Annotated in this window: 24 protein-coding genes; 14 read left to right on the top strand and 10 right to left on the bottom strand. The window is 67.8% G+C overall.

The window, feature by feature from the left end; all coding sequences use genetic code 11:
- Window positions 1-2: 2 nt before the first annotated feature.
- Entirely contained in the window at window positions 3-542 is a 540-nt protein-coding gene (locus tag AHIS1636_RS07285; protein WP_264795147.1) for a hypothetical protein, read from the top strand.
- Between the two features lie 42 nt (window positions 543-584).
- On the opposite strand, the gene AHIS1636_RS07280 is transcribed toward AHIS1636_RS07285, so the two are convergent.
- Both AHIS1636_RS07280 and AHIS1636_RS07275 read right to left on the bottom strand, forming a co-directional pair.
- On the bottom strand, window positions 585-1,079 hold the full coding sequence (locus AHIS1636_RS07280; protein WP_264795146.1) for an ArsR/SmtB family transcription factor: 495 nt from the start codon (window positions 1,077-1,079) through the stop codon (window positions 585-587).
- Between the two features lie 42 nt (window positions 1,080-1,121).
- Window positions 1,122-1,355 (bottom strand): putative acetyltransferase, encoded by a 234-nt coding sequence (locus tag AHIS1636_RS07275; RefSeq protein ID WP_264795145.1) that lies wholly within the window; start codon window positions 1,353-1,355, stop codon window positions 1,122-1,124.
- Window positions 1,356-1,443: 88 nt separating this feature from the next.
- Between AHIS1636_RS07275 and fdxA the strand changes: the two genes are divergently transcribed.
- The 3 genes from fdxA to AHIS1636_RS07260 all read left to right on the top strand — a co-directional run bounded on the left by fdxA (window position 1,444) and on the right by AHIS1636_RS07260 (window position 4,321).
- On the top strand, window positions 1,444-1,767 hold the full coding sequence (gene fdxA / locus AHIS1636_RS07270; RefSeq protein ID WP_262105652.1) for a ferredoxin: 324 nt from the start codon (window positions 1,444-1,446) through the stop codon (window positions 1,765-1,767).
- A gap of 4 nt (window positions 1,768-1,771) precedes the next feature.
- A complete protein-coding gene (gene dapC, locus AHIS1636_RS07265; protein ID WP_264795144.1) occupies window positions 1,772-2,896 on the top strand; it encodes a succinyldiaminopimelate transaminase in 1,125 nt (374 codons plus the stop codon).
- A gap of 141 nt (window positions 2,897-3,037) precedes the next feature.
- Entirely contained in the window at window positions 3,038-4,321 is a 1,284-nt protein-coding gene (locus AHIS1636_RS07260) for a citrate synthase (RefSeq protein WP_264795143.1), read from the top strand.
- 87 nt (window positions 4,322-4,408) lie between these two features.
- Here the strand turns inward: AHIS1636_RS07260 and galE are convergent, their stop codons facing one another.
- Window positions 4,409-5,425, bottom strand: coding sequence for a UDP-glucose 4-epimerase GalE (gene galE / locus AHIS1636_RS07255; protein WP_264795142.1), 1,017 nt, complete (start codon window positions 5,423-5,425; stop codon window positions 4,409-4,411).
- A gap of 106 nt (window positions 5,426-5,531) precedes the next feature.
- On the opposite strand from galE, the gene AHIS1636_RS07250 reads away from it, so the two are divergent.
- On the top strand, window positions 5,532-6,143 hold the full coding sequence (locus AHIS1636_RS07250) for a hypothetical protein (protein WP_264795141.1): 612 nt from the start codon (window positions 5,532-5,534) through the stop codon (window positions 6,141-6,143).
- Between the two features lie 13 nt (window positions 6,144-6,156).
- On the opposite strand, the gene AHIS1636_RS07245 is transcribed toward AHIS1636_RS07250, so the two are convergent.
- Together AHIS1636_RS07245 and dapD are read right to left on the bottom strand one after the other, a co-directional pair.
- Window positions 6,157-7,017: a hypothetical protein gene (locus AHIS1636_RS07245; protein ID WP_264795140.1), complete on the bottom strand. Its 861-nt coding sequence runs from the start codon at window positions 7,015-7,017 to the stop codon at window positions 6,157-6,159.
- A gap of 19 nt (window positions 7,018-7,036) precedes the next feature.
- The gene (dapD, locus tag AHIS1636_RS07240; protein ID WP_264795139.1) at window positions 7,037-7,999 is read right to left on the bottom strand and encodes a 2,3,4,5-tetrahydropyridine-2,6-dicarboxylate N-succinyltransferase; all 963 of its coding nucleotides are present in this window, start codon (window positions 7,997-7,999) and stop codon (window positions 7,037-7,039) included.
- A gap of 54 nt (window positions 8,000-8,053) precedes the next feature.
- Between dapD and dapE the strand changes: the two genes are divergently transcribed.
- Window positions 8,054-9,142, top strand: a complete 1,089-nt coding sequence (gene dapE, locus AHIS1636_RS07235) for a succinyl-diaminopimelate desuccinylase (protein WP_264795138.1) — start codon at window positions 8,054-8,056, stop codon at window positions 9,140-9,142.
- A gap of 79 nt (window positions 9,143-9,221) precedes the next feature.
- On the opposite strand, the gene AHIS1636_RS07230 is transcribed toward dapE, so the two are convergent.
- The 4 genes from AHIS1636_RS07230 to AHIS1636_RS07215 form a co-directional block, all read right to left on the bottom strand.
- Complete coding sequence (locus tag AHIS1636_RS07230; protein WP_264795137.1) at window positions 9,222-10,088, bottom strand: amino acid ABC transporter permease; 867 nt, start codon at window positions 10,086-10,088, stop codon at window positions 9,222-9,224.
- Entirely contained in the window at window positions 10,085-10,780 is a 696-nt protein-coding gene (locus AHIS1636_RS07225; protein ID WP_264795136.1) for an amino acid ABC transporter permease, read from the bottom strand. Before AHIS1636_RS07225 ends, AHIS1636_RS07230 begins: the two co-directional genes overlap by 4 nt.
- Before the next feature lie 70 nt (window positions 10,781-10,850).
- A complete protein-coding gene (locus AHIS1636_RS07220; protein WP_264795135.1) occupies window positions 10,851-11,705 on the bottom strand; it encodes a glutamate ABC transporter substrate-binding protein in 855 nt (284 codons plus the stop codon).
- Window positions 11,706-11,760: 55 nt separating this feature from the next.
- Window positions 11,761-12,576 carry an amino acid ABC transporter ATP-binding protein gene (locus AHIS1636_RS07215; RefSeq protein WP_373875797.1) on the bottom strand — a complete coding sequence of 272 codons (816 nt, stop codon included), beginning with the start codon at window positions 12,574-12,576 and terminating at the stop codon, window positions 11,761-11,763.
- Between the two features lie 154 nt (window positions 12,577-12,730).
- On the opposite strand from AHIS1636_RS07215, the gene AHIS1636_RS07210 reads away from it, so the two are divergent.
- From AHIS1636_RS07210 to AHIS1636_RS07190, 5 genes are all read left to right on the top strand, one after another.
- The gene (locus AHIS1636_RS07210; protein ID WP_264795134.1) at window positions 12,731-13,537 is read left to right on the top strand and encodes an LOG family protein; all 807 of its coding nucleotides are present in this window, start codon (window positions 12,731-12,733) and stop codon (window positions 13,535-13,537) included.
- Window positions 13,538-13,677: 140 nt separating this feature from the next.
- Entirely contained in the window at window positions 13,678-14,052 is a 375-nt protein-coding gene (locus AHIS1636_RS07205; protein ID WP_264795133.1) for a DivIVA domain-containing protein, read from the top strand.
- A gap of 5 nt (window positions 14,053-14,057) precedes the next feature.
- On the top strand, window positions 14,058-15,284 hold the full coding sequence (locus AHIS1636_RS07200) for a putative hexosyltransferase (protein ID WP_264795132.1): 1,227 nt from the start codon (window positions 14,058-14,060) through the stop codon (window positions 15,282-15,284).
- Window positions 15,285-15,449: 165 nt separating this feature from the next.
- Window positions 15,450-15,629 carry a DUF3117 domain-containing protein gene (locus tag AHIS1636_RS07195; RefSeq protein ID WP_262105635.1) on the top strand — a complete coding sequence of 60 codons (180 nt, stop codon included), beginning with the start codon at window positions 15,450-15,452 and terminating at the stop codon, window positions 15,627-15,629.
- Between the two features lie 13 nt (window positions 15,630-15,642).
- Window positions 15,643-17,238, top strand: coding sequence for a leucyl aminopeptidase family protein (locus tag AHIS1636_RS07190; protein WP_264795131.1), 1,596 nt, complete (start codon window positions 15,643-15,645; stop codon window positions 17,236-17,238).
- Here AHIS1636_RS07190 and AHIS1636_RS07185 read toward each other — a convergent pair.
- Complete coding sequence (locus tag AHIS1636_RS07185; protein ID WP_264795130.1) at window positions 17,228-17,860, bottom strand: O-methyltransferase; 633 nt, start codon at window positions 17,858-17,860, stop codon at window positions 17,228-17,230. The two genes, AHIS1636_RS07190 and AHIS1636_RS07185, sit on opposite strands and share 11 nt — an antisense overlap.
- 224 nt (window positions 17,861-18,084) lie before the next feature.
- Here AHIS1636_RS07185 and sigE point away from each other — a divergent pair, with 224 nt between their 5' ends.
- From sigE to AHIS1636_RS07170, 3 genes are read left to right on the top strand one after another with little or no spacing between them, the layout of a single operon-like run.
- On the top strand, window positions 18,085-18,693 hold the full coding sequence (gene sigE / locus AHIS1636_RS07180; RefSeq protein WP_264795129.1) for an RNA polymerase sigma factor SigE: 609 nt from the start codon (window positions 18,085-18,087) through the stop codon (window positions 18,691-18,693).
- Between the two features lie 7 nt (window positions 18,694-18,700).
- The gene (locus AHIS1636_RS07175; RefSeq protein ID WP_264795127.1) at window positions 18,701-19,711 is read left to right on the top strand and encodes an anti-sigma factor family protein; all 1,011 of its coding nucleotides are present in this window, start codon (window positions 18,701-18,703) and stop codon (window positions 19,709-19,711) included.
- Between the two features lie 33 nt (window positions 19,712-19,744).
- A complete protein-coding gene (locus AHIS1636_RS07170) occupies window positions 19,745-20,149 on the top strand; it encodes a sec-independent translocase (RefSeq protein ID WP_264795126.1) in 405 nt (134 codons plus the stop codon).
- The last annotated feature ends 36 nt before the right edge of the window (window positions 20,150-20,185 follow it).

Raw genomic sequence — 20,185 nt, 5'->3', positions numbered from 1 at the left:
CCGTGACAGCGCAGAGGCAGCCCGCAGATCCACACGAGAGCGGGCTGCCTCCCGCCTTTAACCCGCTGCCCGGCCCGGGCTCCCCGGGCGCGAGGGCTGCGGGCCAGGTGTCCGTCCGCTCGCGGGAACAGGAAAACGGACGACGGCGGCGGCTAACGTTGCGGGGCTGGGGCACCGCGGCGGCATGCGGGCTGGTGGTGGCCCTGGTGGGGACGAACCTGCACAGCCAGGTCTGGTTCACGGCCGGCCAGGCCTACCCCTGGGGCGCCGCGGCGGCCCTGCTCTTCGCTGCTGCCGTGATGGTCTGGGTCGGGCTGCGGACCATGAACGTCCTGGCCGCCGGGCTGACCGGGATCATCGCCTACGTCCTGGTGGGCCTGATGGCCAGCGGGCTGTTCGGGGAACCGCTGATCGTCACCGCCACGTCGGCGGACAAGGAACTGGCCGTCGCCATCGCGGGCCGGATCTGGACCATAGGCCTGGCCGTCATGGTCATCCTCTCGGTTGCCGTGACCGCCTGGGCGCTCAAACCCCGCCGCTAATCAGGGGTGCCGCTAGTCCGGAGGCCGCTAATCCGGAGCCAGCTAGTCCGCGGTGCGGTCCACATGGTGGGCCAGGAAGATCGACGTTGCGGTGCCGTCCTCGTCGGGCGGCCGCCGCGCATATTCCTCCAGCACGGCGTGCAGCTTGTCCATCAGTTCTTTCCGGTTGGCATCGTTCAGTTTGATGCCCATGCGGGCCGTCTCGATCTCGTCCGGCGCCAGCCCGTCGATCTCCTGCAGGAAGGTCTCCACCAGTACCGGCGCGGCATCGGGCATCGCGGCGCCCCAGGAGCGGCGGGTGGCCCGGTACGGCACCTCCCGCGCCCCGCGGTTGCCCCTGCGCGGTTCCTCGGCCTCCAGGAAGCCCGTATTCAGCAGCGTCCTGACGTGGTGCAGGCTCGTGGCGGGGTTCAGGTGCAGCAGCCCGGCGATCTCCTTATTGGTGCGCGACCGGTGGAGGCAAAGCCGGAGGATGCGCAGCCGCACGGGCGAGCTGAGCGCCCGCCCGGTGGCCTGCAGATCCTGGTCGGTTGGCATATGCCCAGCATACGTCAGAAACGCCCGGCTGATTGATGTTCCTCAATCGCTGCGGCTGCGGCGGCGCGGCGGGGGCGGCACTTCTTTGGCGGCCGTCACGGCTCCCAGGTCAACCACCACATCGCCGCGCTTCGTGCGGACGGTGCACTCGCCGTCGTCAGCGGAAACCAGCTCGCCGAGGGCATCCGTGAGGCCGCCGGGAATCCGATAGCGGACCACGACTCTGGTTCCGGGGGCCGCTGCGCGGAGGAATCCGGCCGGGGTGGGGGAGGGCACGCCACCAGTTTAGGCGAGGACCGGGCGCGGGGAGATAATGGACGAAGGGCTACCCTTGGGGTAGCAGACAAGAAAGGTGCTCAAGGACGTGACGTATGTAATCGCGCAGCCGTGCGTGGATGTCAAAGACAAGGCATGCATCGAAGAATGCCCCGTGGACTGCATCTACGAAGGCGAACGCTCGCTCTACATCCACCCCGACGAGTGCGTGGACTGCGGCGCCTGCGAGCCGGTGTGTCCCGTCGAGGCCATCTACTACGAGGACGACACGCCCGAGGAGTGGGCCGAGTACTACAAGGCCAACGTCGAGTTCTTCGACGACCTCGGTTCGCCCGGCGGCGCCGCCAAGATCGGCAACACGCACAAGGACCACCCGCTGATCGCCGCGCTGCCGCCGCAGAACCAAGACTGAGCGCATGGGCTTCGGACTACAGCTTCCCGATTACCCGTGGAACGCCATGGAACCGTATCGGGACAAGGCCGCGCGCCATCCGGACGGCATGGTCAACCTCTCCATTGGTACGCCGGTCGATCCCACGCCGCCCGTCATCCAGGAGGCGCTGAAAGCTGCGGCCGACTCGCCGGGGTACCCGACCACGCACGGCACGTTGAAACTGCGCGAGGCAATCGCGGACTGGTACGCCCGGCGGCGGAACGTGCCGGGCCTGGACCCGGAGGCCGTCATGCCGACGGTCGGGTCGAAGGAGCTGGTGGCCTGGCTGCCGCTGCTGCTGGGCCTGGGCAAGGACGACGTCGTAGTGCGGCCAACCGTCGCCTATCCCACCTATGACATCGGGGCCATCCTCGCCGGCGCCACGCCGGTTGCCGCCGATTCGCTCGACGAGCTGGACCCCGCCACGCGCGGGCGCGTCAAGCTGGTCTGGATCAATTCGCCCGGCAACCCCACGGGCATCGTGCGTGATATCGCGTCGATGCGCGGGTTGGTGGAGCAGGCCCGCGAGGCCGGCGCCGTCGTCGCTTCGGACGAATGCTATGCGGAGCTGGGCTGGGACGAATGGGACCAGGACCGGGGCGGCAGGGCCGTCCCCAGCGTGCTGGATCCCGAGGTGGCGCAGGGCAGCCACGAGGGGCTGCTGAGCGTGTACTCGCTGAGCAAGCAGTCCAACCTGGCCGGCTACCGGGCCGCCTTCATCGCCGGGGACCCAGTCCTGATGGCGAACCTGGTTAACAGCCGCAAGCACGCCGGGATGATCGTGCCGAGGCCCGTCCAGGAAGCGATGCGTGCCGCCCTCAACGACAGCGCCCACGTGCAGGCCCAGAAGGACCTGTACCGGAGCCGGCGGGAGCGGCTGCTGCCGGCCCTGCGGGACTTCGGGCTGCAGGTCCAGCATTCGGAAGCGGGCCTCTACCTGTGGGGCACCACCGGCGAGGACACCTGGACCGCGGTGGACCGGCTCGCCCAGCTCGGCATCGTCGTCGGTCCCGGCGTCTTCTACGGAGAACGCGGAAACGGCTTCATCCGCGTCGCCCTGACCGAGGCCGATGAGCGGATCGACGCGGCGGTCGAACGGCTGCGTTGACACGCTGCAAACCTGAAAGTGACCTCCGGATTAGATATCGGGGCACCCGTGCCGGTAGCGTTTGATCCGAGTGTGCATAGTAGCGCCGCCACTTCGACGGCGTCCGTGCAGATAGTTTCCACGACTCCTGAAGGGGACTCAATGACAGAGCAGACCGGTGCCACCCTGCAGTATGACGGCGGCCAGCTTGACCTGCCGAGGCTCAAGGCGGCAGAAGGCAATGACGGCTACGACGTTTCGAAGCTGCTGAAGCAGACCGGCGCGGTCACCTTCGACCCCGGCTTCATGAACACCGCGGCCACCACGTCCGCGATCACCTACATCGACGGCGACGCGGGCATCCTGCGCTACCGCGGGTATCCGATCGACCAGCTGGCGGAGCACTCGAGCTTCCTCGAGGTTTCCTACCTGCTGATCTACGGCAACCTGCCCACGCCCTCCGAGCTCGAGGCCTTCGACCAGAAGATCCGCCGGCACACCCTGCTCCACGAGGAACTCAAGGGCTTCTTCAACGGGTTCCCGCGCGATGCGCACCCCATGCCGGTGCTGTCCTCGGCGGTGAGCGCGCTGTCCACGTTCTACCAGGACTCGCTGGATCCGTTCGACGATGAGCAGGTGGAGCTGTCCACCATCCGCCTGATGGCCAAGCTGCCGGTCATCGCCGCCTACGCGCACAAGAAGTCCATCGGGCAGGCGCTGCTGTACCCGGACAACTCCATGAACCTCGTGGAGAACTTCATGCGGCTCTCGTTCGGCCTGCCCGCCGAGCCGTACGAGCTGGATCCGGTCATGGTCAAGGCCCTGGACCTGCTGCTGATCCTGCACGCCGACCACGAGCAGAATTGCTCCACCTCCACGGTGCGCCTGGTGGGCAGCTCGAACGCCAACATGTTCGCCTCCGTTTCCGCCGGCATCAATGCCCTGTTCGGCCCGCTGCACGGCGGCGCGAACGAAGCGGTGCTGAACATGCTGCGCCAGATCCAGTCCTCGGGCATGCAGCCGGAAGACTTCATGGAGAAGGTCAAGAACAAGGAAGCCGGCGTCCGCCTGATGGGCTTCGGCCACCGCGTGTACAAGAACTACGACCCGCGCGCCCGCATCGTCAAGGCCACGGCCCACGAGATCCTCAGCAAGCTCGGCGGCAATGACGAACTGCTGGACATCGCGATGCGGCTCGAAGAGAAGGCCCTGGCGGACGACTACTTCATCGAACGCAAGCTCTACCCGAACGTGGACTTCTACACAGGCCTCATCTACAAGGCCATGGGCTTCCCGGAGAAGATGTTCACCGTGCTCTTCGCCATCGGCCGCCTGCCCGGCTGGATCGCCCAGTGGCGCGAGATGATCAAGGACCCGCACACCAAGATCGGCCGCCCGCGCCAGCTGTACACGGGTGAACTGGAGCGCCAGTACCCCGCCCGCTGAGCCTTGGCCGGCGTACGACGGCGGCAATCGCCTTAAACGCGTGTGTCCCCCGGAGCAGTCCGGGGGACACACGCGTTTAAGGCCGCGCTAGGAGCCGGCGTAGCCGTTCGGGTTTTCCTTCTGCCAGCGCCAATGGTCCTGGCACATCTGCTCCAGCGACCGCTGGGCGGACCAGCCGAGCTCGGCCAGGGCGGCGGTGGGGTCCGCGTAGCTGACTGCCGCGTCGCCCGGCCGGCGGTCGGTCAGCTCGCGGGGGATCTCGAAGCCTGCGGCCTTGCCGAACGCCTCCAGGACCTCGAGGACGGAGGAACCGCGGCCGGTGCCGAGGTTCCAGCGGCGCACGCCGGAACGGCCGGCGATGTAGTCCAGCGCGGCCAGATGCCCGGCCGCGAGGTCCATGACGTGGATGTAGTCGCGCACACCGGTGCCGTCCGGCGTCGGGTAGTCGCTGCCGAAGACGCGGACCTTCTCGCGGCGGCCCACCGCCACCTGTGCGACGAAGGGCAGCAGGTTGTTGGGCACGCCGGTCGGGTCTTCGCCGATCCGGCCGGACTCGTGCGCGCCGACCGGATTGAAGTAGCGCAGCAGCGCGATGCGCCAGCGTTCGTCCGACGCGCCCAGGTCGGACAGGATGTCTTCGATCTGTTCCTTGGTCCGGCCATAGGGATTTGTGGCGTCCAGCGGCATCTTCTCGGTCAGCGGGACCTGGTCGGAATTGCCGTAGACCGTCGCGGACGAGCTGAACACGATGGTCCGCACATCGTGGGCCTCCATGCAGCGCAGCAGGTTCAGCGTGCCGGTGACGTTGTTGTGGTAGTAGCGCAACGGTTGTTCCACCGACTCGCCGACGGCCTTCAGCCCCGCGAAGTGGATCACGGCATCGATCTTCTCCGCATCGAAAACCTCGCCCAGCGTGTCCGCGTCGAGCAGGTCCACCTTGCGGAATGCCGCGGTACGATTGGCCAGTTCCTGCACGCGCCGCAGCGACTCCTCGCTGGAATTGGCGAGATTGTCGACCACGACGACGTCGTGCCCCGCCTCAAGCAGCGCCAATGTGGTGTGCGAGCCAATGTAGCCGGTTCCCCCGGTAACCAGAATCCTCATGGCTACAGCCTAGTTCCTGGCGCCTCCGGTTCGATATTTGACGGTGGTCGAGGGCAACGCCTGCGTCTACAGTGGACCTAGGACGTCGGGAAAGGAACCCTCATCGATGGAGCACACCGGCAGCTCGGGCTGGCGCATCACGGCCGACACCTCGGCGCAGATGCTGATGGCCCTGTACTTTCATGATGTCGCCGGACTGGACGGGGCAGGATCCCCCGCCGTTTCGGCAGCCGAACCCCACATCCGCCGGGCAGATCCGCGGCAGCTGACGGCCCACGTCGGCGGCCCGGCCGCGCTGCGGCGGGAGTGGGAAGACTGGTGGTCCCACCTGGTCAAGGAAGACACCGGGGCCGCGACAGCCTTGGACCCTCCGGCCTTCGCGGCGTTCGATGACAGCCCCGCCCTGCAGTTGGTCATGCAGGCCCACTACGGGGCCGCGACGACGTGGGCGCGCGAACGCAAGGCGGAATACCAGCGCGCGGCGCAGGAGCGCGAAGCGAGCGGGCGGGCCAAGCTCATCAGCCGGCTGGTGCAGGACCGGGAGATGGAACTGGGCCGCGACGCGCGGCAGTTCGAACTGAAGCTGATCGAGCTGCCGCTGCACGAGGCCCGGGCCTGGTACGTGGAACCGAACCGGATGATCCTGAGCCAGAAGCTGATCGAAGACGAGGCGGCCTACCGCAGTTTCGTCCAGCCGGTGGTGGAACTGCTCGTCTAACTCCCGCCTAGCCTCAGGTTCGGGCGGCTGAGGCGGCGTCCGCGAGGGTGATGACCACGGTCCCGGACGGCGTTTCGGCGGTGGACCAGCCCCCGGCTGCCCGCTCCCAGCGCAGGCCGGCGAACGCGACCGACTCGATCCGCAGTTCCTTGGCCGAGGCCACCGCCCACTGCGCGATGGCCCAGCCGGTTGTCTCGTTGGCGCTGACCTGCAGTTCGTTGCCTTGGACCGACGGCTCGAGTCCGGGGTATGCCAGGTCCAGCTGCTCTTGGACGGACGCCGCGTCTCCGGCGCTTTCGGGTGTCTTCAGGACGCAGTTCAGCGCTGCGGGGGAGTGCCCGGTCAGGGCGGAGGCAAAGGCTTTGCCTTCCCCCTCGTGGTCGGCGTAGGCCTCGGGATAGGCGCTGCGCTGGACCTTCTGCGCCGCCTCGGTGATGGACATGGTCTCGTAGCCCGGCACCTGTTCGAGCTCCTCGTAGAAGCGGTTGGTGGCGTAGACCGGGTCCATCACCTGGTCCTCAGTGCCCCACCCCTGGGAGGGGCGCTGCTGGAACAGCCCGCGGGAATCCGGACCGGCATTGTCGCCGTGTCCGATGTTGCGCAGTTTCGACTCTTGGATCGAGGTGGCCAAGGCAATCGAGGCAGCCCTGGCCGGCAGGCCGCGCTGGACCGCGATGCCTGAAATGAGGGCTGCGTTCGCGGCCTGGTCCGGAGCCAGTTCAAAGGTCTCCGGACCGACCACGGCCGTGCAGCGCTCCCGCACCAGGATTTCCGACCGCTGGATCGACGACACGGCGAGCCATACCCCGCCGGCCACCAGGGCGACCAGCAGCAGCAGCACCACGAGGGCGCGGCGTCGTCGGCGACGAACCATAAGGCGGAAATCCCCCGAATCAGTTGGCGTGGAGGGCGGCGTTGAGCTCGACGGTCTGCCCGGCGCGGGGCAGGACCTCCACGACGCCGGACACGGAGTTACGCCGGAACAGCAGGTTGGAAACGCCGGAGAGTTCCACGGCCTTGACCTGGCGCGCCTCGCCGCCGGCTTCCAGCAGGCTCACGCGCGTGCCGGCCGTGACGTAGAGGCCTGCCTCGACGACGCAGTCGTCGCCGATGCTGATGCCGACGCCGGAGTTGGCGCCGAGGAGCACGCGTTCGCCGATGCTGATGCGCTCCTTGCCGCCGCCCGAGAGGGTACCCATGATCGACGCCCCGCCGCCGACGTCGGAACCGTCTGCGACGATGACCCCGGCCGAGATACGGCCCTCGACCATGGAGGTGCCGAGCGTACCGGCATTGAAGTTCACGAAGCCTTCATGCATGACCGTGGTCCCCTCTGCCAGGTGGGCGCCCAGGCGTACCCGGTCGGCGTCCGCGATGCGCACGCCGGACGGCAGCACGTAGTCGACCATGCGGGGGAACTTGTCTACGCCGTAGACGGTCACGTTGCCGCGGCTGCGCAGCCGGAGGCGGGTGGCCTCGAAGTTTTCGGTGCTGCAGGGGCCGAAGTTCGTCCAGACGACGTTGGCGAGCAGGCCGAAAATGCCGTCCAGGTTGATGGAATTGGGCTGTACCAGCCGGTGCGAGAGAAGGTGCAGGCGCAGGTAGGCGTCGGCGGTGTCGGCGGGCGCGGCATCCAGTTCGATGCCGCGGCTGACCAGCTCGAAGCGCACGCCACGCTCCGCGTCTTCCTGCTGGGCCAGTGCCTTCAGGTCCTGGTCGGGTCCGTCGGCGGGGGCCTCTCCGAGGCCCGGGGCGGGGTACCAGACGTCGAGGATCGTTCCATTGGCGGCGACGCTGGCAAGGCCGGTGCCGTAGGCGGTTCGGGGCAAAGCGGAATCAGTGTTGTTCGCAGGCATGTTTCCCAGTCTACCGACGCCGGATTGGCCGGCGTGCCCCATTACGCTAGGGGTGTGACTGCTTCGACCATTGCCCTTGACCTGACCTCCGACGTCGCCGAGCTGACCGCCGCGCTGATCGATATCAACAGCGTCTCCGGGAACGAAGGTGCTCTCGCGGACGCCGTCGAGTCGGCGCTGCGCGGCCTGCCGCACCTGCACGTCCTGCGGGACGGGGACGCCATCCTGGCGCGGACCGAACTGGGCCGGGACGAGCGCGTGATCCTGGCCGGCCACCTGGACACGGTCCCGCTGCCCACGGTGCCGCAGTCCCGCGGCACCGTGCCCTCCAGCTGGGACGACGGAGTGCTGTACGGCCGCGGAGCCACCGACATGAAGGGCGGCGTCGCAGTCCAGCTGGCCCTCGCCGCGCAGCTGACCGCACCTCGCCGCGACGTGACCTACGTGTTCTACGACCATGAAGAAGTCGAAGCCTCGCTCAGCGGCCTGGGCCGGCTCGTGCGGAACCACCGCGAGCTGCTGGCCGGCGACTTCGCCATCCTGCTCGAACCGACGGACGGGACAGTGGAGGGCGGCTGCAACGGCACCAGCAGGTTCGAGGCCACGACCGTCGGCAAGGCGGCCCACTCGGCCCGGGCGTGGATGGGGCAGAACGCCATCCACGCGGCCGCCGAGATCCTGGTGCGGCTGCGCAACCACGAACCGGCGACCGTGACCGTGGACGGACTCGACTACCGGGAGAGCCTCAACGCGGTCAAGATCAACGGCGGCACCGCCGGCAACGTGATCCCGGACAAGGCCGTGGTCGAGATCAACTACCGCTTTGCCCCCGACAAGACCCCGGACGACGCCGAGGCCTACGTCCGCGGCCTGCTCGAGGGATTCGAGGTGGTCCGCACGGATGCGGCGGCGGGGGCGCGGCCTGGGCTGCAGCACCCGGCCGCGGCCGAGTTCGTTGCCGCCGTCGGGGCGGAGCCGAAGCCGAAGTACGGCTGGACGGACGTGGCCCGGTTCAGCGAGCTGGGCATTCCGGCGGTGAACTTCGGTCCCGGGGACGCGCTGCTGGCCCATACGGACAACGAGCACGTGACGGCCGAGGCCATTCGGGCCTGCCTGGAGGCGCTGAGCCGCTGGCTCCGCTGAGCACGGCCGCTTAAGCGGGTGCAGGCGGCGTCCGCTGTGGACGCCGCCCGCACCCGGCCGACCGAATCGATGCTCCCGGTCAGCCTGCCTTGGCCGCCACCGGGGGAGCGCTGACGGGACGCGTCCTGCCGGCAGTGCGGCTGCCCAGGAACCGGGCGAGCCAGTTGGCCACACCGGACAGCGTGAAATTGATGATGATGAACAGGACGGCGGCCACGGCGAGTGCCTGCAGGATCGGACCGGATGATCCGTAGATCTGCATCGACCGCAGCAGCTCGGAGTAGGTGATGATCGAGCCGAGCGCGGAGTCCTTGAGGATGACGACGAACTGGCTGACCAGCGAGGGCAGCATGGCGACGAGTGCCTGCGGCAGTTCGATGCTGCGCATGGACTGGCCGCGGGTCATGCCGATGGCCATCGCGGCTTCCCGCTGGCCCTTGGGCAGCCCGTGGACGCCGGAGCGCACCAGCTCGGCAATGACCGACCCGTTGTAGAAAGTCAGCGCAAGAACCACCGCGACGAACGGTATGTCCGCCGGCTCCAGGACCTTCAGCTGGCCCAGCAGGAGCCAGAAGAAGATCATCATCAGCAGCACCGGGACGGCCCGGAAGAACTCCACGATGATGCCGCTGAGCCAGGCGATGGACTTGTTGTGCGAGAGCCTGCCGACGCCGAACAGCAAGCCGAAGACCACCGAGGTCACGATCGCGGCGGCAGCGGCCCGGAAGGTGTTGACCAGGCCGGGAATGATGGTGAATTCCCAGACCTCCTGGGTCAGGAAGGGAGTCCAGAGCTCCGGGGCCAGCTGCCCCTGGTCGTACAGGCCCTTGAGGACGAACAGCGCTGCGCCAAGGAACACTAGAATGCCCACGATGTTCGTGATAATGATGCGCCGCCGGGCCCTAGGTCCGGGCGCGTCGAAAAGTACGCTCTGCCGGGTTGTCATCGTGCCACCGCCAGTTTCTTCGAGAGCCAGGTCGTCAGCAGGCCGATCGGGATGACGATGACCACGAACCCGAGGGCGAACGTCGCGAAGATCGCCATGATGACATCCGGGCGGAACTCGATCATGGTCTTCATCAGGCCCGCGGCCTCGGGGACCGAGGCGACAGTGGCGACCGTGGTGTTCTTGGCCAGGGCGATAAGGGTGTTGCCCATAGGCGCGATGGCTCCGCGGAAAGCCTGCGGAAGGACTACGTAGCGGGCCGCCGGCAGGAAGCTCAGCCCGATGGCGCGGGCCGCTTCGGCCTGCCCCAGGGGAACCGTGTTCACCCCGCTGCGGATGGCTTCGCAGAAGAAGGCCGCGTGGTACACCGACAGGCCGACGATCGCCCAGAGGAAGAAATTGAAGTCGAAATCGTCGGACAGATTCAGCTGCAGCTGGAAGACGAGCACCAGGATGCAGAACGTCATGATGATGGTCAGCGGCGTGTTCCGGAAGATGTTCACGTAGGCGGCACCCGCCCACTGGAAGCTGGGCACGGGCGAGATCCGCATCAGCGCCAGCACGGTACCCAGCGCCAGCGCGCAGAGGAAGGCCCAGAACGTCAACTGGATGTTGACCCAGAGGGCAGCCACCACATCATAGGTCTCCAGCGCCGTCAGGTAGCTCTGGAAGTATTCGGACAAGAGGTCCATCCCCTTTCATCGGGAAGAGACGCGCACGCCGCGGGGCAGGCAGCTTGGCCTGCCCCGCGGCGTCAGCGGCTTAGGCGCAGGCGTCGCCCGGCTTCGGCGGGTTCAGTTCCTCGTTGAACTTGTAGTCCACGCCCTCGGTGTTGGCGGTCAGTGCCTCTTCCCAGGCTCCCGACTCGACCATCTTGTTGATGGCGGCGTTGATGTCGGCGCACTGGTCGGTGCCCTTGGGCAGGCCGACGCCGTAGCGCTCCTCGGAGAAGGGGTTGCCGACGACCTTGAACTTGCCCTTGAAGTTCGGCTGGGCGGCGAGGCCGGCCAGGATGATGTCGTCCGTGGTCACGGCGTCGATCTGGCCGCTCTGCATGGCGGTGACGCACTCGGCGTAGCCGGGGCGCTCCAGCAGGTTGACGTTCTCGGCGTGCTCATCCTTGATGCGCTGCGCCGAGGTCGAGCCGGTGACCGAGCAGAGGTTCTTGCCGTTGAGGTCGTCCGGACCCTTAATGTCCGTGTTCTCGGCACTGACCAGCAGGTCCTGGCCTGCCACGAAGTACGGCCCGGCGAAGTCCACGGTCTTCTTGCGCTCATCCGTGATCGAATAGGTCGCGAAGATCATGTCCACCTGGCCGTTGGAGAGCATATTCTCGCGGTTGGCGGACGGAGACTCGACGAATTCGATCTGGTCCGTGGAGTACCCCAGTTCGTTCGCTACGTACTTGGCCACGTCGACGTCGAACCCGGTGAAGTCGTTGCCCGACTTGTATCCCAGGCCCGGCTGGTCGTACTTGATGCCGATGCGGATCTTGTCGCCGCCGGCCGAGCCGCCCTGCGTTTCCCCGCCGCTGCTGCCCCCGTCGCCGCCGCAGGCCGACAGGGTGAGAGCGGCAACAGCGCCCATGGCGGCCATTGCTATACGCATCTTGCGCATGTTTTCTCCTTGCGTCATGGTCCTTCCGCGCCGGAAAGGGACCGCAGTTGCTGACTTAGTGGTTGAGGATCTTGCCGAGGAAGTCCCTGGCTCGTTCGCTCTTCGGGTTGGTGAAGAACTCTTCGGGGGTGGCCTGTTCGACGATCTGGCCGTCCGCCATGAAGATCACGCGGTCGGCCGCCTTGCGGGCGAATCCCATCTCGTGGGTCACCACGATCATGGTCATGCCTTCCTTGGCGAGGCCGACCATGGTGTCCAGGACCTCGTTGATCATTTCCGGGTCCAGCGCGGACGTAGGCTCGTCGAAGAGCATGACCTTGGGCTTCATGGCCAGTGCCCGCGCAATCGCGACGCGCTGCTGCTGGCCGCCGGAGAGCTGCGCCGGCAGTTTGCCCGCCTGGTTGTCGACGCCGACCCGCTTCAGCAGGCTCATGGCCAGTTCCTTGGCAGCGGCCGGCTTCGTGCCCTTGACCTTGACGGGGCCGAGTGTGACGTTCTCCAGGATGGACTTGTGCGCGAAGAGGTTGAAGGACTGGAACACCATGCCGACGTCGGCGCGAAGCCGGGCGAGCTGCTTGCCTTCGGAGGGGAGCCTGGTGCCGTCGATCAGGATTTCGCCGTCGTCGATGGTTTCCAGCCGGTTGATCGCCCGGCACAGGGTGGACTTGCCCGAGCCCGAGGGGCCGATGACGACGACCACCTCGCCCTTCCTGACCTCCAGGTTGATGTTGCGCAGGACATGCAGGTCGCCGAAGTGCTTGTTGACATCTTTGAGCTGCACCAGCGGCTGTCCGGCGCCTTCACGGGCTGCCGGGGCAGGCGCACCGGAGGCCGCCGGCACGGGTTGGCTGTGGGGGGTGTCACTGGTCATGACTTGAATCTAGCGAACGTTTCCGCGCAAGCCACGCATTTCGCCTTTCCTGCTTGAATCGTAATTCAAGAGAAACCTGCCGCCGGCCCGCGCCGAGCAGGGGAAATATCGTGAAAGGAGGTGCCTGGGCCGCGCGGATCTGTAGCCTTGGGTAATGAGTAACCAGCAAGATTTTCCGCTGCCGTCGGATCTGGCGGCACGCCTGCCCGCCCGGCACAAAGGTTCGGTGGAGCTGCGTCGCTCGCAGGCCGATATCCCGCAGGCGGACCAGTATCTCCTCGACACCCGGGACCGCGAGGACTTCACCCACACGGACCCATGGCGCGTCCTGCGCATCCAAAGCGAGTTCGTCGAGGGATTCGGGACCCTGGCGGAACTCGGTCCGGCCATCAGCGTGTTCGGTTCGGCGCGCACGCGGCCCGGGACGGTGCACTACGACATTGCCGAGCAGATCGGGCGCCTGCTGGTGGAACAGAACTTCGCCGTCATCACCGGCGGCGGCCCCGGATCGATGGAGGCCGCTAACAAGGGGGCCAGCGAAGCCGGCGGACTCTCCGTCGGGCTGGGCATCGAGCTGCCGTTCGAACAGGGCCTGAACGACTGGGTGGACCTAGGCATCAACTTCCGGTATTTCTTCGCCCGGAAGACGATGTTCGTGAAATACGCCCAAGGCTTCATCGTGCTGCCCGGCGGCCTCGGAACCATGGACGAACTGTTCGAGGCCATGGTGCTCGTGCAGACGCAGAAAGTGACGTCGTTCCCGATCGTCCTGGTCGGCAGCTCGTTCTGGAGTCCGCTGATCGACTGGGTCAAGAGCACACTGCTGGGAGAAGGCATGATCGCCGAGGCCGACCTGGACCTGGTCAGCGTGGTGGATACGGCCGCCGAGGCCGTCGACCACATCATGGCGGGGCTGTCCGACCGCAATGGCCGCCGCCGGCCGCCGACGGAGTCGATGTAGCGAAGCCGATGCAGGGTGAAGCCCGCGCGGGCGGTCCCGCCACACCCGCCGCGAGGCCCCGCCGCCGGTGTGGCGGAACCGCTGCCGCCGGCGGGATGTAGCAGTCGGTCGCGCCCGGCCGCATCTGGCACGATGGTGCTGTGAGCCTGTTCCTGGTTTTTCTCGCCATTGCCGCCGCCGGGGCGGTGGCCATGGCGGTTTCAGGACGTTTCAGCCCCCGCACGCCTCCGACGGCGGAAGCAGGCTGGCAGCACGGGAAGGTCGCGAGGCTCGAGGGCCTGAGCGAGTCCGATCCCCGGCTGCCTCCCGTGCTGCTGCCCGAGCGGCCCGTGCCCGAGGACATCGAACGGCTCCGCTTCTCGGTGGGGCTGCGCGGTTACCGGATGGACCAGGTGGACCAGGTGCTCGATGCGCTTCGCGATGCGCTCGCGGACCGGGACAGGACGATTGCCCAGCTCAGGAGGCAGGAACACTGGAAGAACGACGACGTCCCGCCGCCGGCACCACAATCGTGACCGGCGTGGAAGACGGGCGCCGGGGCCCGCGTGCGCTCGTGCGCGGCCAGTTGCAGCACTGGAGCAAGCGCCTGGCCGGATGGCCCTGGTGGATCCAGGTCGTGCTCGTTTACGCGCTGGCCCGGCTCTTTTCCTTCTGCGTCTTCCTGGCCGTGGCGCGCCAGCAGGGCCCGAGCCCCTGGGGCGGCGCCCACCCGGACTACCTGTCCTTCATCGGAATCTGGGACAGCGCGTGGTACGAGCAGATCTACCGGCGGGGGTACCCGGAGGAGATACCGCGCGGCCTCGACGGGAGGGCGCTGGAGAACCAGTGGGCGTTCTATGCGCTGTTCCCGGCGCTGATCCGCGGCCTGAATGCGCTGACGGGCATGCCTTGGCAGGGCCTGGCCCCGGCAGTGGCAACGGTGGCTGGGTTCGTCGCGGCTCTGCTGATTTACCGGATCTTCCGGCTGTTTGCCGTGCACGCCACCGCGCTCTGGGGCACCGTCTTCGTGGCGGTCTTCCCCGTCGCCGCGATCCTGCAGGTCCCGTATGCCGAGTCGCTGAACCTGGCCCTGCTGGCCGGCAGCCTGTACCTGGTGATCAGGCGCCGGTTCCTGCTGGCCATCCCGGTCGTCCTGATGATGTGCTTGTCCAGGCCCACCGGTGTCCCGTTTGCCGCGATGCTGGGCCTCTACCTGCTCTGGCGGCTGCGCCTGCGGGCCGAGGACCCTCTCGATCCTGGGGAATTCGTACGGATCGCGACGCTGGGCCTGGTCAGTTGCGCAGGCGCCGTCACCTGGCCCGTGGTCGCGTGGATGGCCACCGGGGAGCTGCGCGCCTATACCGACACCGAAACGGCCTGGCGCGGCACCGATCTCATCCCGTTCAAGCCCTGGTACGACATGGGCACGGACCTCTTCGGGCCGATCGGCGGCGTCCTCGCGCCGCTCGTGCTGCTCATCGCCGCGGTGCTGGTGCTGACCAGCGCAACCGCGCGGCGCATGGGCGTCGAATTGCGGCTGTGGTGCGCGGCCTACCTGGGCTACCTGTTTGTGTTCCTGCATCCGCAGACCAGCACCTTCCGGCTGCTGCTGCCGCTGTTCCCGCTCGCTCTGGTGGCGTCGATGGCCTCGCGAAGCAGGGCCTACCGGATCTGCCTCGCGGCGGCATTCCTGGCTTTGCAGATAGTGTGGGTCACGTGGCTCTGGTCGTGGGCGGAACTGCCCGGCGGCGGTGATTACCCGCCCTGACCGGGGACGACTGCGGCACGCCACGGCCGGCATTGATTTCGTGCCGGCTTGTGATGTACGCGATAATGGGTCTAGTTGTAGCACGGCGGATCGTCGAGGTCCGGCCGTGCTGTGTTGGCGGGCGCGGACGAAAGACCGATGCCCCTCGGTGGAAGGGATATCCAGATGGCTGCGATGAAACCGCGTACCGGAGAAGGACCGATGGAGGTCACCAAGGAGGGGCGCAGCCTCATCCTGCGGGTACCGATCGACGGTGGCGGCCGGCTGGTGCTTGAGCTGAACGCCGAAGAGGCCAGCAACCTGAGGGACTGCCTGCTGGGTGTGACCGACGCCGTCGCCAGCTAGGGAAGCAGCCAACGTGGTGCAACCAGCCCTGACGCCGGAGGAAGAAACCGCCCGCACGCTGGAGGAGGCCCTGCTTTCGGCCAATATGCCGCGGATCGTGCCGCGGCCCGCCCTGGACAGCCATGCCCCCGTCCTGGACTCGGCGGCGGACGTCCTTGTCGTGCCGGTAGCGCAGGGCGGCTCGTCAGCCGGCGACGGCGAGCGGGCCACTCCGCAGCCGCGGCGCGGTGCCGCGGAGGCGGCGGCGCGGTACGGCGTGGACGTCACCCTGCTGGCCGAGGTGCACTCGGTGACCGGCAAGCCGGGCGAAATCCTGAATGCTACGGCGCCCCGGCAGGAGGAGACGCTACCGAGGCGGCTTGTGTTCCTGGGCGTCGGGGACGAAGCGCCGCCCAGCCTGCGCAAGGCCGGTGCCGCCCTGGCCAAGGCGACCTTGGGCGCGGGTACGGTCCGCACCAGCGTGGTGGACGGACTGCCTGAGGCGGCGCAGCAAGCGTTCATCGAGGGTTTCCTGCTGGGCGGCTACCGGCCGCCGAGGGCCGGAACCTCGCCGGCGCCCCAGGGGCCGGCCGCCGAACTCGAACTCAGCGGCGGGTCGGCAGCGGCGGTTTCGGCCGCGACCGCGACCGGGCGGGCCGTCTGGCTGAGCCGGAACCTCGCCAACATGCCGTCGAACGTGAAGAACCCGGCCTGGATGGCCAGCCAGGCTGTGCGGCTCGCCGATGCCGCCGGCTTGGAGGTGCGGATCTGGGACGAGGCGGAACTGGCCGCCGCCGGCTTCGGCGGGCTGCTCGCCGTCGGCAGCGCATCGCAGTACGGCTCGCGGCTGGTCCAGCTGACCTACACTCCGCAGGACCCGGCCCCGGACGCCCGGCACGTCGCGCTGGTCGGGAAGGGCATCACCTTCGACACCGGAGGTATTTCGCTCAAGCCGCGCGAGTCGATGGTGCCGATGAAGACGGACATGGCGGGCGCCGGCGTCGTGCTTTCGGTTCTCAACGCCGCCGCGGAACTGGGCGTGAGGCACCGCGTTACCGGGCTGCTGGCGCTGGCGGAAAACGCCATCGGGGGTGCGTCCTACCGGCCGGGGGACGTCGTGTCCGTGTACGGCGGCACGACGGTGGAGATCGGCAATACGGACGCGGAGGGCCGGATGGTGCTCGCGGACGCGCTGGCGTACGCCGTCGGAGAACTGGCTCCGGACGAACTGATCGACATCGCGACCCTGACCGGTGCCGCGTCCATGGGGCTGGGACGCCGGCACGCCGCCCTCTACGCCACGGAGCCCCACCTGGTGGCAGCCTTCGAAGCAGCGGGCGAGGCCTCGGGCGACCGGGTCTGGCACATGCCGCTGGCCGAGGTGGCGGAGGAGTACCGGTTCTCGCTGGATTCGGACGTCGCGGACCTGTCGCACATTTCCTCGCCGGGTTCGAAGGTCTCTGCCGGGTCCATCACGGCGGCACTTTTCCTGCGGGAGTTCGTCGGGGACGTTCCCTGGGTCCACCTGGACATCGCCGGTCCCGCCCGTGCCACGGCGGACGATGCCGAGGTGACCAAGGGGGCCACGGGCTTCGGCACGCGGCTGCTGCTGTCCTACCTCACCGCTTGACGGCCAGCAGGAGCCCGTCGCCCGTGGGGAGGATGGTCGAGAGCAAGGCCTCGTTCTCCCGCACGGCCTTGCCTACCTGCCGCAGGATGTTGGTCGTGTCGTCCCGGATGGCCGGGTCGGAGACCCGGTCGCGGTCCAAGGCGTCGTTGATGATGAGCATGCCGCCGCTCTTGAGCAGCCGGGTGGCCTGGTCCAGGTAGAGCGGGTACGAGCGCTTGTCCGCGTCGATGAATACCAGGTCGTACGCGCCGTCCGTGAGCCGGGGGAGGACGTCTGCCGCGCGGCCCGATATGGTGCGCGTGCGGTTGCTGGGGATGCCGGCCTCCAAGTACGCCTCCCGGGCCGCACGCAGGTGGTCCACGTCCGAATCGATCGTCGTCAGGACGGCGTTGGTGGGCAAGCCGCGCAGCAGGCACACGCCCGAAACCCCGGCGCCCGAGCCCACCTCGACGACGGTGTGTGCCTTTGAACCGGCGGCCAGGACGGTCAGGGCGGCAGCAACGCCCGGGCTGACCGAAGCCACCCCAAGCTCGCGGGAGCGTTCGCGGGCGCGGAGCAGCACCTCATCCTCGGCGGGCAATCCCTCCGTGTAGGACCAGCTGGTCTGCTTGTCTGCGCTCATCTACCTTCGCTTCCTCGATCGTTTTTCTGCGGCCCTGCCTAGCCTACTGTCCGGCCGCCCCGGGCTGTATACGGCCCGAGTCCAGACGGTCCTTTTTGGAGCCTGCTACCAGAATTCTCCCAGCTTTCCGAGGCAGGATGGACATGCGCCTTAAACCAGCAGATACCGGCTGATCAAAGGATGAACCTGCAGGGGAGTCAGGGCAGCCGCCGAGGGGAGACACCATGACCAAGCACCGACCCGTCCCTCAGGACGCGCCTGCCCCGGCGGCGGACTGGACGGCGCCGACGTGGGAAGAAGTGGTAGTCAACCACTCGGCGAAGGTCTACCGGCTCGCCTACCGCCTTACCGGGAACAAACACGACGCCGAGGACCTCACCCAGGAAGTGTTCGTCCGGGTGTTCCGTTCCCTGGAGAACTTCAAGCCCGGCACGCTGGACGGCTGGCTGCACCGCATCACCACCAACCTCTTCCTCGACCAGGCGCGCCGGAAGAGCCGGATCCGCTTCGACGGCTTGTCCGAGGACGCCGAGGCCAAGATCCCCGGAAAGGACCCGGGCCCGGAGCGCAGCTTCGAGTTCAACAACCTGGATATCGATGTCCAGACTGCCCTGGAGGAGCTGCCTCCGGACTTCCGTGCCGCCGTGGTCCTTTGCGACCTCGAGGGACTTTCCTACGACGAAGTATCCGAGGCGCTTGGCGTCAAGCTCGGCACGGTCCGGTCCCGCATCCACCGCGGGCGCACCATGCTGCGCGAGAAGCTGGCGCACCGGGACCCGGCGGCCAAGCGGGCCTCCCGCCTGAAGCTGCCGCGAATAGCAGGAGTGCTCTGAATCCACCATGCGTCATCCCGAACGTGACTTGGCGGACTACCTGAACGGTGAGCTTGCCGACGACCGCCGACCCGGTTTCGAACGCCACTTGGCCGGCTGCGAACGCTGCCGGAGCTGGATTGCTGAACACCGTGCCCTGCAGGAGCGGCTGCGCTCCCTTGATGTGCCCGCTCCCGGTCCGGACCTGACGGGCCGGCTGCTCAATGCACCCGCCGCGGCGGATGCGGAGCCCGGTGATTACCCTTCCACGGCGGATAAGGCTGCAGCCGGAGCGGGTGAACCGCCGGCCAAGCGTGCCTCCCGGCGGCAGACCCTGCTGGTGATCTGTGGAGCCGCGGCGGGTTTTGCCATGCTGACCTTTGGCACGGCCTACATCCTCGGCGGCGAGGAGCCTGCCCTGCAGGCGGCCGGACAGACGGATGGCCAGGTCTCCGGCACTTCGACCGTGGACCTTGGGGGCCTGGCTGCCGGAGAAAAAGTGGGCAGGGAAGAGCTCGCCCAGCTGCGCCGCAGCGGCTGGAACTGCCCCCAGCTGTCCGGGCTGGGCTACGAACTGGAATCGGCCCGGGCCATGACGATCGCCGGGGAGCCTGCCGTCCGGGTGGAGCTCGAAGGAGAGGACGGCAGCGTCGTAGTGACCGAACAACGCCGAAGCGTGGAACGCCCGCGGCCCGCCGCGCCGGAAGCAGCCCGTGCGGTGGCTCCGGTCAACGCGGTAACGGGGCGCTCGGTAGCGGCGGACGGGTTCCGGCCGGTCAACGGAATGGACCGGGACATGTGGCTGCGTGCCGGGCCCAACTGGACCGTCGTGCTGAACTCGGCCGACGTGACCTACACGATGTGGTCGGATGCCCCGTTGGCCGACCTGCCCGACATGGTCGGCCAGGTCATCATCGCGGAGAAGTCCCGCCTCATGACTCCGCGGCCCACCGTGCTGGACGATCCGGTCAGCAGGATCATCCGCGGCCTGGGCAAGATGGTCGTGCCGGCGGATTCGCCGTCAGAGGAAGCCAAGTAGGTGCCGTGCGGCTCGAACAGGTAATCTTCAATCGTGCTCGGAATTAACGGAACGGAACTGATCATCCTTGCGGTGATCGCCGTTATAGTGCTCGGTCCCGAGCGTCTGCCCGAGTATGCGGCGCAGCTTGCCCGGCTCGTCAAGCAGGTCCGCCGGATGGCGGCCGGCGCGAAAGAGCAGCTGCGCGAAGAAGTCGGCGATGAGATCGTGGACATGGACTGGCGCAAGCTGGATCCGCGGCAGTACGACCCGCGGCGCATCATCAAGGAAGCACTGCTCGATGATGATGACCTGCCGGCGCCGTCCGCCGGAGCCACGGCCGCAGGCGCCGCGGGGGCAGCCGGTACTGCCGTCAAGGCCGTTTCCCGCCCGACCCCGGCCGCCGCGGAGCGGCTGGAGCAGGGCCAGCCCGCGCCGTTCGACATCGAGGCAACCTAGGCCGGAGCTGCCCCGGCAACGTAGTCCGGAGCAGTC

The sequence above is a fragment of the Arthrobacter mangrovi genome (assembly GCF_026011795.1).
In the GTDB taxonomy this organism is placed as follows: domain Bacteria; phylum Actinomycetota; class Actinomycetes; order Actinomycetales; family Micrococcaceae; genus Crystallibacter; species Crystallibacter mangrovi.
The sequence above is the reverse complement of the archived record's forward strand: the minus strand, read 5'-3'. Positions and strand labels throughout refer to the sequence as shown.

What these genes read in the sequence shown, in the direction of transcription:
- AHIS1636_RS07280 (WP_264795146.1), bottom strand. Translation starts at nt 1,079, where the DNA reads ATGCCAACCGACCAGGATCTGCAGGCCACCGGGCGGGCGCTCAGCTCG.
- dapC (WP_264795144.1), top strand. Translation starts at nt 1,772, where the DNA reads ATGGGCTTCGGACTACAGCTTCCCGATTACCCGTGGAACGCCATGGAA.
- AHIS1636_RS07260 (WP_264795143.1), top strand. Translation starts at nt 3,038, where the DNA reads ATGACAGAGCAGACCGGTGCCACCCTGCAGTATGACGGCGGCCAGCTT.
- galE (WP_264795142.1), bottom strand. Translation starts at nt 5,425, where the DNA reads ATGAGGATTCTGGTTACCGGGGGAACCGGCTACATTGGCTCGCACACC.
- AHIS1636_RS07250 (WP_264795141.1), top strand. Translation starts at nt 5,532, where the DNA reads ATGGAGCACACCGGCAGCTCGGGCTGGCGCATCACGGCCGACACCTCG.
- AHIS1636_RS07245 (WP_264795140.1), bottom strand. Translation starts at nt 7,017, where the DNA reads ATGGTTCGTCGCCGACGACGCCGCGCCCTCGTGGTGCTGCTGCTGCTG.
- dapD (WP_264795139.1), bottom strand. Translation starts at nt 7,999, where the DNA reads ATGCCTGCGAACAACACTGATTCCGCTTTGCCCCGAACCGCCTACGGC.
- AHIS1636_RS07230 (WP_264795137.1), bottom strand. Translation starts at nt 10,088, where the DNA reads ATGACAACCCGGCAGAGCGTACTTTTCGACGCGCCCGGACCTAGGGCC.
- AHIS1636_RS07225 (WP_264795136.1), bottom strand. Translation starts at nt 10,780, where the DNA reads ATGGACCTCTTGTCCGAATACTTCCAGAGCTACCTGACGGCGCTGGAG.
- AHIS1636_RS07220 (WP_264795135.1), bottom strand. Translation starts at nt 11,705, where the DNA reads ATGCGCAAGATGCGTATAGCAATGGCCGCCATGGGCGCTGTTGCCGCT.
- AHIS1636_RS07215 (WP_373875797.1), bottom strand. Translation starts at nt 12,576, where the DNA reads ATGACCAGTGACACCCCCCACAGCCAACCCGTGCCGGCGGCCTCCGGT.
- AHIS1636_RS07210 (WP_264795134.1), top strand. Translation starts at nt 12,731, where the DNA reads ATGAGTAACCAGCAAGATTTTCCGCTGCCGTCGGATCTGGCGGCACGC.
- AHIS1636_RS07195 (WP_262105635.1), top strand. Translation starts at nt 15,450, where the DNA reads ATGGCTGCGATGAAACCGCGTACCGGAGAAGGACCGATGGAGGTCACC.
- AHIS1636_RS07185 (WP_264795130.1), bottom strand. Translation starts at nt 17,860, where the DNA reads ATGAGCGCAGACAAGCAGACCAGCTGGTCCTACACGGAGGGATTGCCC.
- sigE (WP_264795129.1), top strand. Translation starts at nt 18,085, where the DNA reads ATGACCAAGCACCGACCCGTCCCTCAGGACGCGCCTGCCCCGGCGGCG.
- AHIS1636_RS07175 (WP_264795127.1), top strand. Translation starts at nt 18,701, where the DNA reads ATGCGTCATCCCGAACGTGACTTGGCGGACTACCTGAACGGTGAGCTT.